Origin of the sequence: Hydrogenophaga sp. Root209, from assembly GCF_001428625.1 — a bacterium.
Classification (GTDB): Bacteria; Pseudomonadota; Gammaproteobacteria; order Burkholderiales; family Burkholderiaceae_C; genus Hydrogenophaga.
Genome location: NZ_LMIE01000031.1, coordinates 75,499 through 88,667 on the forward strand (window position 1 = coordinate 75,499; position 13,169 = coordinate 88,667).

Consider the following 13,169-nt stretch of genomic DNA (forward strand, 5'->3'; position numbering starts at 1 on the left):
TCAGATCGCATTCCGAACGCGGGCCGCAGGCAGACGCCGGCCCTGGTTCCACCACACCAGCAGGATCAACAGCAGGGCCGGCAGGTAAAACCAGTGCGGCGTGGGACGATCGGTTGTCACCTGAACAGCTGTGACATCCCAACCCTGCTCGAAGCCGGACTTGGCCGCGCGCGTGCCGAATTTGACCTGCCCGATCTGCACCGCATCACCCAGGGGCACGAGTTGCAGGCCGGCTTCGGTCAACCGCTTGCGTCCGTCCTCGCCCTTCTCGCCCAACTGCACGGCCACGGTCTTCACCACATCGTCGCCCTCGATGGTCAAGCCCTGAATGATCATCACGACACGGTCGTCGGTGGCGGTGTCACGCGCCACGTCGTAAACCTGTGCGGCTGGCACCTGGCGGTACTCGGGTGTGAGGCGGTCCATGAAGAAGTCAGGGCGGAACAGCAGCACCACCGCGAAGGCCAGCAGCGCGGTTTCCCACCAGCGGCTCTTCACGCGGAACCAGTTCATGGTCACGGCCGCGAAGATCAGCGTGGCCAGCGTGCAGGCCAGCACCAGGCGGATGAGCTCGCCCCAGCCGTGCACGTTGATCAGCAGAAGCTGCGGGTTGAAGATCCAGATGAAGGGCAGGATCACAGTGCGCAAGGCGTACACAGAGCCCTGGACGCCAGTCTTGATGGCGTCCTCGCCCGAGATGGCTGCCGCCGCGAACGTGGCCAGGCCCACGGGTGGCGTGATGTCGCCCATGATCCCGTAATAGAAGACGAACAGGTGGACCGCGATCAGCGGAATGATCAGCCCCGATTGCGCGCCCAGCTCAACCACCACCGGCGCCATCAGCGTGGCCACAAGCACGTAGTTGGCCGTGGTCGGCACACCCAGCCCCAGCACCAGGCAGACGAAGGCGATGAACAACAGCATCACCATCACGTTGCCCTGCGCCACGAATTCGACGAACTCGGTCATGCGCAGACCCAGGCCGGTGAGCGTGATGGCCCCCACGATCACGCCCGCCGTGGCGGTGGCCACGCCAATACCGATCATGTTGCGCGAGCCGTCGTTGAAGCCACCCACCACCGACTGCCAGCCCTGCAGCCAGGTGCCGGCACCACTGGTGCGCCGAAACAGCGCGATCAGCGGACGCTGGGTGAGCATGAGCACGATCAAGGTCGTGACCGCCCAAAAGGCCGACAGCGCCGGCGACATTTCCTCCACCATCAGGCACCAGATCAGCATGGCGATCGGCATCAGGTAGTGCAAGCCGGCACGTACCGTGGGCCAGGTCTGCAACGGTTTGGGATCGTCGACGTCGATGTCGTCGGGCAGGTCCGGGCAGCCCGCGGCCTGGTACACCGAGAACAGGTAGAGCGCGAGCACCACCGCGGACACGGCGTAAGGCGCCACGGGGCCCATGACAGCCTTGATGCCCTGGAGCAGGTAGTACACCGCGCCAACCACGGCGATGCTGCCGGCAATGCCGAGGGCATTGCGCAGAACGCGCACCCGCCACGGGCGGGCCACGGCCTGCACGATGGGCTGCATGCCCATCTTGAGTGCCTCCAGATGCACGATGTAGAGCAGGCCGATATAAGACAACGTGGCCGGCAGGAAGGCGTGCTTGACGACGTCGGCATACGGGATGCCCACGTACTCGACCATCAGGAAGGCGGCCGCGCCCATCACCGGCGGCATGATCTGGCCGTTGACCGAGCTCATGGTCTCGATCGCGCCGGCCTTCACGCCGCCGTAGCCGGCCTTCTTCATGAGCGGGATGGTGAAGATGCCGCCTGAGACCACGTTGGACACCGACGAGCCGGAAATCATGCCGTTGAGCGCCGAAGACACCACCGCCACCTTGGCCGGGCCGCCGCGCAGGTGGCCCAGTGCCGCGAAGCTGACCTGCATCATGTAGTTGCCACCGCCCGCGCGGTCCAGCAGCGCACCGAACAGCACGTAGACGAAGATGGTGCCGGCCGAGACGCCCAGCGCAATGCCATAGACACCCTCGGTGGTGAGCCACATGTGGGAGATGAGGCGGTTGACCGACGCGCCCTTGTGCGACAGCACCTCGGGCAGGTACGGTCCGAGCAGGCAGTAGGCCAGGAAGACAACCGCCAGCGCCGCCATGGGCCAGCCCACCGCGCGGCGCGTGGCCTCCAGCAGCAGCAGAACACCGGCAGACCCGACCACGATGTCCATGGTGTTGGGCTGGCCGGGCCGGGTGGCCAGCTCTGCGTAGAACAGCATGATGTAGGCACCGCAGAAGGCGGCCACCAGCGCCAGCAGCCAGTCCAACACCGGCACCCGGTTGCGCGGAGAACCCTTGAACGCAGGCCAGGCCAGGAAGGCGAGGAACAGGGCAAAGCCCAGGTGGATCGCGCGGGCCTCGGTGTCGTTGAGGATGCCGAAGCCCAGCGCGAACGGCAGGGGCGATGCGTACCAGTACTGGAACAGGGCCCAGAGCATGGCCACGGCGAACACCACGCCAGCTGTGACACCCGTTGGTTTTCGACCACCCGTGTCACTGTCGGCCACGAGTTGCTGCAAGGCTTCCGGCGCTTTTTCGAGGTCTGTTGTCATGGCATCAGGTCCGCTGGGGAAGGCTAAAAAAATGGCGAAGATCACTTCGCCATGGAGATCACGTCAGGCCCGCCTGCAGGCCCGCGCAGATCACTTCATCCAGCCTTTTTCCTTGTAGTACTTCACCGCACCTTCGTGCAGCGGCGCACTCAAGCCGTCCTTGATCATGTTCTCGGGGTTGAGGTTGGCCAGCGCAGGGTGCAGCTTCTTGAATTCGTCGAAGTTGTCAAACACGGACTTGACCACCGCATACACGGTGTCGGTCGGCGTCTTGCTGGACGCCACCACGGTGGCGATCACGCCGTAGGTGTTGGTCGGCTGCGGATTGTTCGGGTAGAGGCCTCCGGGCAGCGTGACCTTGGCGTAGTAGGGCTTGTCAGCCACGAGCTTGTCGATCGCAGGACCGGTGATGGACACCAGCTTGGCGCCGCAGGAGGTGGTGGGGTCCTGGATGTTGGCACTGGGGTGGCCCACGGCGTAATAGAAGCCGTCGATCTTGCCGTCACACAGCGCCGGGCCGTGTTCGTCGGCCTTGAGTTCGGAGGCCAGCGAGAAGTCGCCCATCTTCCAGCCCATCGCGCTCAGCAGCTCTTCCATCGAAGAGCGTGTGCCCGAACCCGGATTGCCCACGTTGAAGCGCTTGCCCTTGAAGTCCTCGAACTTGGTGATGTTGGCTTCCTTGCGTGCCACCACCGTGAAGGGCTCGGGGTGCACGGCGAAAACGGCTCGCAGGTCGCCGTAGGCTCCGGCGTCCTTGAACTGGCCCACGCCTTTGAGGGAGTTGAACTGCACGTCCGACTGGGTGAAGCCCAGATCGAGTTCACCGGCCTTGATGGTGTTGACGTTGAACACCGAGCCGCCCGTGGACTCCACCGAGCAGCGGATGCCGTGCTTGGCGCGGTCCTTGTTCACCAGACGGCAGATGGCGCCGCCCGCTGCGTAGTACACGCCGGTGACACCGCCGGTGCCGATGGTCATGAATTTCTGTTGCGCCTGGGCCGGTGCCATGGGAACCATGAGGGCCGTCGCAGCGGCCAGGGTGCTCAGACTGAGGGAGATGTTTTTCATGCGGATGGCTCCTGGAGGTTTCTACGTGGTTGAACAAACTTGGTGCGGACACGAAGGTGTTTGTCGAGCAAGCAAGCTTCGTGCAGACCCGCCCTCGCGGCGACGGGGTTTACCCCAGATGGACATGCAAATGCGTCATGAATCAAGGCCGGCATCAGGCGGCCACCGCCCTGTCGATCGCACCGGCAAGCCGGCCCACGATCTGCTCCAGCTCTTGCGGCGTGCTGATGAAGGGCGGCGCGAGCAACACGTGATCGCCACAGCGCCCGTCCACCGTGCCACCCATGGGATAGACCATCAAGCCAGCGGCCATGGCTTCGCTCTTGATGCGGGCGTGCAGCTTGCGCGCGGGGTCGAACCATTGCTTGTTGTCGCGGTTGGCCACGAGTTCAACGCCCCAGAACAGGCCACGTCCGCGGATGTCGCCCACGTGAGGATGGTCGTCAAATGTCTGGTGCAGCAGAGCCTCTAGTTGTTGCCCGCGCTCGCGCACCTGCGCCAGCAAACCATCGCGCTGAATCACGCGTTGCACGGCGAGCGCGGCAGCACAGGCGATGGCATGACCCAGGTAGGTGTGGCCGTGCTGAAACAAACCACTGCCCTGGCGAAACGCGTCCACCACCCTGCCCTGCGCCAGCACGGCACCGATGGGCTGATAACCACCGCCCAAGCCCTTGGCGATGGCCATCAGATCGGGCACCACGCCCTCCTGTTCGCAGGCGTGCAAGCTGCCGGTGCGACCCATGCCGCACATCACCTCGTCCAGGATCAGCAGGATGCCGTGGCGGTCGCACAGTTCACGCACGCCCTTGAAGTAACCCGGCACCGGCGTGAGCACGCCCGCCGTGGCGCCGCCCACGGTCTCGGCCACGAAGGCCATGACGTTCTCGCCGCCGAGGCGGTCGATGGCCTCGGACAGCTCGGTCACCAGGCGCTGGCCATACTGCTCGGCGGTCTCGTCGTCGCGCCGGTGGCGGTATTCGTAACACGGCGCCACATGGGTCACGTCGATCAACAGCGGCTTGAACTGCTCGCGCCGCCAGGCGTTGCCGCCGACGGCGAGCGCGCCCAGGGTGTTGCCGTGGTAACTCTGATGTCGGGCGATGAAGTGCCGGCGCTGTGGCTGACCGATCTCCACGAAGTACTGGCGCGCCATCTTCAGCGCAGCCTCCATCGCCTCCGAGCCACCGCTCACGAAATACACATGGCTCATGCCGGGCGGCGCTGTCTCTATCAAGAGGTCGGCCAGTTTCTCGGCCACCTCGGTGGTGAAGAAGCTGGTGTGCGCATACGCGAGCTGGTCGATCTGCGCGTGCATGGCCGCGATCACGTCCGGGTGGCCGTGGCCCAGACAGGACACCGCCGCGCCACCCGAGGCGTCCAGATAAGTCCTGCCACCCGCGTCGGTGAGCGTGATGCCCTGGCCACTGACCGCAGTGGGCAACGAGTGGCTGAGCTGGCGATGGAAGACGCGGGTCCCGGGCGAGCTGGCAGTGAGCATGGATGAGGTGGGCGGTGTTGAACGGTGGGTCAGTGTAGGCAGCCCCGCTCCCTTAGGAAAATGCCTTTTTGGTGCCGATCCATGCCGCGCGTTTATGGCCTCGCCACCCACCGCCGGCCCATGACTTTGTGGCATGGGCGGTGTCGTTGTTGGCATTTTTCAGAAGCGCTTCACCTGCCTACAGTCATGCGCCATGGACAACCGCCCCACACATTCCCTGCATGTCTGCGTCCTGGGCGCGGGCATCGTCGGCCTGGCCACGGCCTGGCAACTGCACCGCGACGGACACACGGTGACCGTGGTCGACAGTGCGCGGGCCGGCACCGGCGCGAGCGAGGCCAACGGCGCGCAACTGAGCTACGCCTACGTGCAGCCACTGGCCGACCCGAGCATCTGGCGTCAGCTGCCCAAACTGCTGCTGGCCAGCGATTCCCCGTTGAAACTCCGCCCACAGATGGACCCGCAGCAATGGGCCTGGGGTCTGCGCTTTCTGGCCGCCTGCCGCGCCAGCGTGTCGCACGACACCACGGCCGCGCTGCTCACGCTGGCGGCCGAGAGCCGCGCCGGCTTCGAGCGCCTGGTTGCCCAGGAAAACATCGATTGCGATTTTTCAACCACCGGCAAACTCGTGCTCTATCCCGATGAAGCCGCATTTGCCGCCGCGCGGCGCCAGATGGTCCTGCAGCGATCCCTGGGCAGCATTCAACACGCGCTCTCGCCAGCCGACGCGGTCGCCGTCGAACCCGCCCTGGCCGGCTATGCGTCCCGCTTTTCGGGCGCCATCCACACACCCGGCGAATGCGCGGCCGACTGCTTCAAGGTGTGCCAGGAACTGCAGCGACTGTTGCAGGCGCGTGGCGTGCGGTTTGTGTTCGACACCCCGGTCACGCGGCTGGTGCGCAAGGGCGATCACGTCTGCTCGGCCGAAACACCCCACGGCCCCCTGGAGGCCGACGCCTTCGTCGTGGCGCTGGGTTCTGCCTCACCCCGGCTCGCCCGCCCCCTGGGACTGGACGTGCCCGTGTACCCGCTCAAGGGCTACAGCATCACCTTGCCAGCCTGCGCCGCGGCGCCTCGGGTGAACGTGACCGATGTGTCGCGCAAGGTGGTGTTTGCCCGCCTCGGCGAGCGCCTGCGCGTGGCCGGCATGGCCGAACTGGTCGGCCACGACAGGAGCATCGACCCCGCACGCATCCAGTCGCTGCTGGCCAGCGTGCGCGATGTCTTTCCGCAGTTGGAAGCACACGGCGAGCTGAACCCCTGGGCCGGCCTGCGCCCTGCCACACCCACCGGCCTGCCAGTACTCGGTCGGCTGCGCGGATCGCCATCCAACCTGTTCTTCAACACCGGCCACGGCGCGTTGGGCTTCACGCTGGCCTTCGGCAGCGCCGAACGGGTGGCGCGCGAGCTGGCAGCCTCGCTCAGGCCAGTTGCTGCAGGGCCTGTTGCATGCAGCGCGTGAACGCGCGCGTGGTGAGCGAATTGGGCCTGGCCGTGGGCCGCAGCATGTGCACCGAGGTGGCGATGGCGGGCTCCAGCGTGAGCACGTCGACCCGCTGCAGATCGGCCGACGCGGCCGTGCACCCCTCCACCATGGCCACGCCCACCCCGTGGTGGGCCAGCGCCAGGGCCACGTGGTAGGTCTGCACGGTGATCACTTCGTTGAGTCCGGTGCCCGCCTCGCGCACGGTGTGGGCCAGCAACATGCCCAGGGGATCCTGCCCATCGAGCGCGATCACCGGCAGCTTGGCGAGCTGGGCCAGCGTGATCGTGCCGGCCTTGACCTGTCTGGCGCTCAGCAAGCCTTTGGGCACCACGCATTCCACGCGCCGCTCGGCCAGCCGCTCCTGCGCCAGCGCCGGATGCGTGACCGCACTGAAAACATAGCCCACATCGGCTTCCTGCAGCACCAGCGACGACACGATCTCGGGTGAATGCAGGGCCTCGTGGTGGACCACAATCGAAGGGTGCTTTTCGCGAAACAGGCGCATCGCGCGCGGGAACACTTCATAGCTCAATGCGAGCACGGTAAGCACCCGCAACTCTCCTTTGCCGCGCCCGGCCTTGAGGCTGGCCGAGAGGCGCTGCACCTCGTCGAGCTGCGCAAACAGGCGTTCAATGTGCGGGTAGAGGGTCTGCGCCTCCACCGTGGGTTTGAGTCGTCCACCGACCCGCTGGAAGAGCTGGAAGCCGAGTTGCAGCTCGGCATGCTGCAAGGTGCGGCTCACCGCAGGCTGCGTCACGTTGATCATGCGGGCGGCGGCGCTCACGCTGCCGGTTTGCATGACCGCGTTGAAAACTTCGATGTGTCTTAGTCGCATGGAGCCATTGTTGACCAAGGTGGATGCTCTTGTCCGGTGGCTCTGGCTCCGGCTGATCCGGTCATCGGCGACCACGGGTCACGGCTCCACGAATGTCCCCCGGGGCCTTCGGCCCCTCCTCCTTGATTTCGCTGCGCCGTGCCCCATGGCCGCCGATGACCTGACCTCGTTGGCGCTCGGTCTGTTGACGTGCAAGCATCACCTCTGCTCGCGGGCGCGGTGTGTTCTGCGCAGCGGCATCAAGGAGGAGGCGGCTCCAGCCGCCGGGGGACAGCCGCGGAGCAGAGCACACCGCGTCCGCGAGCCCGCGAGGTTCATCGCTTACAAGGCATCAGGCTCCCTCTCCACCCGGAACCAGGCCGCATACATCGCAGGCAAAGCCAGCAGGGTCAACACCGTTGCAACGACAAGACCCCCCATGATCGCCACCGCCATCGGGCCCCAGAACACGCTGCGCGACAACGGAATCATCGCCAGCACCGCCGCAGCGGCGGTCAGCACGATCGGCCGCATGCGCCGCACAGCGGATTCGACCACCGCGTCCCAGGCCGGCACGCCACGCGCGCGGTCCTGCTCGATCTGATCGATCAGGATCACCGAGTTGCGCTGGATCATGCCCATGAGCGCAATCACGCCCAGCAAGGCCACGAAGCCGAACGGCCGGTTGAGCAAAAGCAACGCGCCCGCCACACCCGCCAGGCCCATCGGACCGGTGAGGAACACCAGCACCGAGCGGCTGAAACTCTGCAGCTGCAGCATGAGCAAGGTGAAGACGATGAACAGCATGAGCGGAATGCCCACCACGATCGACGACGAACCCTTGCTGCTCTCGGCCACGGCGCCCGCCACCTCGATGCGGTAGTCGGAGAGCCCGCGCGCCGCCCAGCCGTCGCTGATCTGCTTGAGCACCGGTTGCAGCTCGGCCGTGACGGTGGCACCCTGCAGACCTTCCACCACATCACCCTGCACCGTGATCGCGTAGTCGCGGTTCTCCCGCCAGAGCACACCGGCCTCCCAGTCGAACACCGGCTTGGCAATCTGCAGCAAGGGAATACTTTGCCCGCTGCTCGTGGGCAGGTAGGTGTTGGCCAGATCGCTGATCGCATCGCGCTCGCTCAATGGCTGGCGCAGCACGATGTCGATCAGCTTGTCACCGTCGCGGTACTGGCCCACGGTGCTGCCGGTGAGCAGGGTGCGCGCGGCCTGGGCGATCGACTGGCTGGACACACCCAGCGCACGCGCCTTGGCCTGGTCCACCTCCAACCGCAAGCGCTTGACCGACTCGTTCCAGTTGTCGTTCACGCCGCGCATGTTGCTGTTGGCGCGCATCGCCACCTTCACCTCGTCGGCCAGCGTGCGCAGTTGCGTCGGGTCGGTGCCGACCACGCGGAACTGCACCGGATACGGCACGGGTGGGCCGTTGGGCAGCAGCTTCACGCGGCCACGCAGCTCGGGGAACTCGGTTGCCAGCAAGGCCGGCAGCGCCTTGCGCAGGCGCTCGCGGGTCTTCAGGTCTTTAGGCAACACGATCATCTGCGACACGTTGGTCTGCGGAAAGATCTGGTCCAGCGGCAGATAGAAGCGCGGCACGCCCGAGCCGATCCAGGTGCTCACGCTGGTCACGCCCTCTTCTGCCGTCATGCGCGCTTCCAGCCGCTTCGTCACCTCGTCCATGGCCTTGATGCTGCTACCCTCGGGCAGCCACACGTCCACCAGAATTTCGGGCCGGCTCGAATCCGGGAAGAACTGCTGCTGCACCTGGCCCATGCCGACGATGCCCAGCACGAAAGTGAGCACGGTGGCACCGATGGTGAGCCAGCGGTGTTGCACGCACCAGTCCACCAGCGCGCGGAAACGCACATAGAACGGACCGTCGAACACCTCATGCACCTCACCCACATGGGGCTTGACCTTGAGCAGGCGCACGCCCAGGTAGGGCACAAAGAACACCGCCACGATCCACGACAGCAACAGCGCGATGACGGTCACCGCGAAGATCGCGAAGGTGTATTCACCGGTGGTGGAGTTGGCCAGGCCGATCGGCAGGAAACCGGCGGCCGTGATCAGCGTGCCGGTGAGCATGGGCATGGCCGTGGCCTCCCAGGTGAAGGTAGCCGCGCGCACCATGCTGTAGCCCTCTTCGAGCTTGCGCACCATCATCTCCACCGCAATGATCGCGTCGTCCACCAGCAGGCCCAGGGCAATGATCAGCGAGCCCAGCGAGATCTTGTGCAGACCGATCTTGAAGTAGTTCATGGCCAGGAACGTCATGGCCAGCACCAGCGGAATCGTGATGAAGACCACCAGTCCGGGGCGCATGTCCAGCGTGTAGCCGCGCAGGCCCTTGCTGCCCGCGCGCCTGTGCAGTCCGAGCGCCAGAAAACTCACCACCAGCACGATCACCACCGCCTCGATCAGCACCGTCACGAACTCGTTCACGCTCCGGGTCACCGCGCTGGGCTGGTCCTGCACTTGCGCCAGCACCATGCCCGCGGGCAGCGTGGCCTCGATGCCGGCCACCGTGGTCTTGAGTGCCTTGCCCAGCGCAATGATGTCGCCGCCCTTGGCCATGGAAATGCCCAGGCCGATGCTGTCCTTGCCGTTGTGGCGCACCAGCACCTGCGGCGGATCCACATAGTCCAGGCGGATGTCGGCGATGTCGCCCAGGCGGATCTGCGTGCCATTGGCCGCGCGGATCGGCATGGCGCCGAGCTGCTCCACCGAATTGAAAGCGCCGGCCACGCGCACCTGAACCACGTCCTGCGGCGACTGCACCGCGCCGGCCGAGGCCACCGCGTTCTGCTGCCCCAGGGCGTCGAACACCTGCTGCAGATTCAGCCCCAGCACCGCCAGCCGTTTCTGCGAAATCTCGATGAACAACTTCTCGTCCTGCGCGCCGAAGAGTTCAACCTTGCTCACGTCGGGCACACGCAGCAGTTGCTGGCGCACGTTGTCGGCCACCTGCTTCTTGTCGGCATACGAGAAGCCGTCGCCCTGCAGCGCGTAGATCACGCCGAACACGTCGCCGAACTCGTCGTTGAAAAACGGCCCCACCACGCCTTGCGGCAGGGTGGCCTGCATGTCGCCGATCTTCTTGCGCGCCGTGTACCAGATCTGCGGCACCTCCTTGGGCGGTGACGAGTCTTTCAACTGGAAGATCACCAGCGTTTCGCCGGGTTTGGAATAGCTGCGGATCTTGTCCGCGTAGGGCACCTCCTGCAGCGTCTTCTCGATGCGGTCGGACACCTGCTCGGCCACCTGCTCTGCGGTGGCGCCGGGCCAGTAGGCCCGCACCACCATGGCGCGAAAGGTGAACGGCGGGTCTTCGTCCTGGCCGAGCTGGAAGTACGCCGCCACGCCCAGCAGCATGAGCACGATCATCAGGTAGCGGGTGAAGGCCTGGTGGTCCAGCGCCCACTGCGAGAGGTTGAAGCGGGAGACCCAGGTGGCCGCCTGGTCGGCGGATGAGTAGTCGGACGAGCTCATGCCGGCCTCACTTCGTGGCCGCGCCAACAAAGCGCGTGACCGTCTGCCCCGGCGACAACACATGCACGCCAGCGGCCACCACCTCGTCGCCCGGCTTGAGGCCCGAGGCAATCACCATCTCGTTGCCGTCGGCGCCGGCCACCACCACTGGGCGCGGCTGCACCGTGTTGCTGGCCGCGTCAAACACCCAGACGGCGCTGCCACTGCGGTCTCCGGCGTCCGAGCGCATCAGCGCCGAGGTCGGCAGCTTGATCACAGCGGTGGGCCCACCGGGGGGCGGAACCATGGTCACATAGGCCGTGGCGCCCAGCGGCGCGGCCGCGCCTTCGGGCAAAGCCAGCTTCACCTGGTAGGTGCGTGTGATCGGGTCAGCACTGGCCGCCACTTCGCGCACCACGGCGTCCAGCGGCGTGGCGGCGCCCGCGGGTCCGTTGGGAGCACCAGCCCACAGGCGCACCTGCGCAGCCTGACCCACACGCAGCAGCGCCAACCGGTCTTCGGGCACCGCGAAAACCACGTCGCGGGCGCCATCACGCGCCAGGCGCACCACCGGCGCGCCGGCCGCCACCACCTGCCCCACTTCAGCCTCGACCGCCACCACCACGCCAGCGCCGTCGGCCAGCAAGCGGGCATAGCCGGCCTGATTGCCCTGCACCGCACCCTGGGCACGCGCCTGGCGCAACGAGGCGTCGGCCGATTGCAGCGTGGCCTGGCGTCGTTCGATCTCGGCGCCACTCACGAAGCCCTGGGCCAGCAGTTCCTGAAAACGCTTGAGGTCGGCCGCGGCCAGATCGCGCTGGGTCTGCGCCGCGCTCACCTGGGCCTGCGCGGCCTGGCTCGACAACGCAAGGTCCTGCGCATCCAGCTGGGCCAGCAACTGCCCCACCTTCACCCGCTGCCCCACCTCGGCCGGGCGCTGCACCAGCTTGCCCCCGACCCGGAAGCCCAGGCGCGATTCGGTGCGAGCACGCACCTCGCCGGCGTACTCGGTCCTGGCCCCCAGGGCGCTCGCGCCCACGGTCATCAGCTTGACCGAACGGATCGGCTCGACAGGCGCGGGCGCGGGAGAACACGCCACCATGGCAAGCGTGGCGGTCACGATCAGGACAAAATTCGGCGTTTTCATGGTGCTCTGGGCGAGGTGAGAATGGAAGGCGCGCGGCACATTCAGGCCGCTGCGGATACCCGTATATTAATGACTGACCGGTTAGTAATCAAAAATATCGATCAAATTGGCCTTCATTCCCATGACGCAACCCACCCCGTCGGTCCAACTCCCGCCTCCTGATGGCCGTGCCCACGCTGCGGCACAAGCCACCGCGCTGGGCGCGCTGGGTGGCGGCGTCGAGCACTACGAAAATTTCCCGGTGGCCTCCTGGCTCTGCCCGCCCAAGCTCAGACCCACGGTCGCGGCCATCTACCGTTTCGCCCGCACCGCGGACGACATTGCCGACGAAGGCTCGGCCAGCGCCGCAGAACGGCTGGCCGATCTGGCCGCGTACCGCAACGAACTGGCGCTGTGCATCGTCAAGGCCGCTGGCGGCGCGGTCGCGCCCTGGCCGCAGCGCTGGCCCGCCGTGTTCGAACCGCTGGGCCTGGCCGTGGCCCGCCACGCGCTGCCGAGCGATCTGCTGCACGACCTGCTGAGCGCCTTCGAGCAGGACGTGCGCTACACCGAACAACAACACCGCTACGCCAGCACCGAGGAGTTGCTGGGTTATTGCCGCCTCTCGGCCAACCCGGTGGGGCGCCTGCTGCTGCACCTGTATGGCGTGCACGACGCGCGATCGCTTCAGCAAAGCGACCAGATCTGCAGCGCCCTGCAGCTCATCAATTTCTGGCAGGACATCAGCCGCGATCTGCCCAATGGGCGCTGCTACCTGCCGGCCGACACCTTGCAGCGCCATGGGCTGCAGGTGATCGATTTCGAGAGTGCCCAGCTGGAGGTCACGCCCGACAGACGCGCCGTGGTGGCCGAGCTCTGCGCCTACGCGCGCGCCCTCATGCAGCTCGGCGCACCACTGGCGCGCCGCGTACCGGGGCGTGCCGGCTGGGAACTGCGTCTGGTGGTGCAAGGCGGCTTGCGCATCCTGGAGCTCATTGAAGAGCAGGACCACCGCAGCTGGCAGACCCGCGTGAAGCTGCAGCGCGCCGATCTGCCCCGGCTGGTCTGGCAATCACTCTGGATGTGAACGCCGCGCCCTGATCCG

8 protein-coding genes are annotated in these 13,169 nt (G+C 66.3%); 2 read left to right on the forward strand and 6 right to left on the reverse strand.

Features of this window, described 5'->3' with window-relative positions:
* The 3 genes from ASE11_RS18845 to ASE11_RS18855 all read right to left on the reverse strand — a co-directional run bounded on the left by ASE11_RS18845 (position 1) and on the right by ASE11_RS18855 (position 5,152).
* Positions 1-2,583, reverse strand: a complete 2,583-nt coding sequence (locus ASE11_RS18845; RefSeq protein ID WP_056275128.1) for a TRAP transporter permease — start codon at positions 2,581-2,583, stop codon at positions 1-3.
* A 90-nt stretch (positions 2,584-2,673) separates the two neighbouring features.
* Positions 2,674-3,651, reverse strand: a complete 978-nt coding sequence (locus ASE11_RS18850) for a TAXI family TRAP transporter solute-binding subunit (protein ID WP_056275130.1) — start codon at positions 3,649-3,651, stop codon at positions 2,674-2,676.
* 154 nt (positions 3,652-3,805) lie between these two features.
* Positions 3,806-5,152: an aspartate aminotransferase family protein gene (locus tag ASE11_RS18855; protein WP_056275131.1), complete on the reverse strand. Its 1,347-nt coding sequence runs from the start codon at positions 5,150-5,152 to the stop codon at positions 3,806-3,808.
* A gap of 193 nt (positions 5,153-5,345) precedes the next feature.
* Between ASE11_RS18855 and ASE11_RS18860 the strand changes: the two genes are divergently transcribed.
* Complete coding sequence (locus ASE11_RS18860; RefSeq protein ID WP_235501364.1) at positions 5,346-6,614, forward strand: D-amino acid dehydrogenase; 1,269 nt, start codon at positions 5,346-5,348, stop codon at positions 6,612-6,614.
* On the opposite strand, the gene ASE11_RS18865 is transcribed toward ASE11_RS18860, so the two are convergent.
* The 3 genes from ASE11_RS18865 to ASE11_RS18875 all read right to left on the reverse strand — a co-directional run bounded on the left by ASE11_RS18865 (position 6,574) and on the right by ASE11_RS18875 (position 12,085).
* Complete coding sequence (locus ASE11_RS18865; RefSeq protein ID WP_056276341.1) at positions 6,574-7,473, reverse strand: LysR family transcriptional regulator; 900 nt, start codon at positions 7,471-7,473, stop codon at positions 6,574-6,576. The two genes, ASE11_RS18860 and ASE11_RS18865, sit on opposite strands and share 41 nt — an antisense overlap.
* A 321-nt stretch (positions 7,474-7,794) precedes the next feature.
* A complete protein-coding gene (locus tag ASE11_RS18870) occupies positions 7,795-10,959 on the reverse strand; it encodes an efflux RND transporter permease subunit (RefSeq protein ID WP_056275134.1) in 3,165 nt (1,054 codons plus the stop codon).
* Positions 10,960-10,966: 7 nt separating this feature from the next.
* On the reverse strand, positions 10,967-12,085 hold the full coding sequence (locus tag ASE11_RS18875; RefSeq protein WP_056275135.1) for an efflux RND transporter periplasmic adaptor subunit: 1,119 nt from the start codon (positions 12,083-12,085) through the stop codon (positions 10,967-10,969).
* 121 nt (positions 12,086-12,206) lie between these two features.
* Here ASE11_RS18875 and hpnC point away from each other — a divergent pair, with 121 nt between their 5' ends.
* The gene (gene hpnC, locus ASE11_RS18880) at positions 12,207-13,151 is read left to right on the forward strand and encodes a squalene synthase HpnC (protein WP_082585859.1); all 945 of its coding nucleotides are present in this window, start codon (positions 12,207-12,209) and stop codon (positions 13,149-13,151) included.
* Positions 13,152-13,169: the final 18 nt, after the last annotated feature.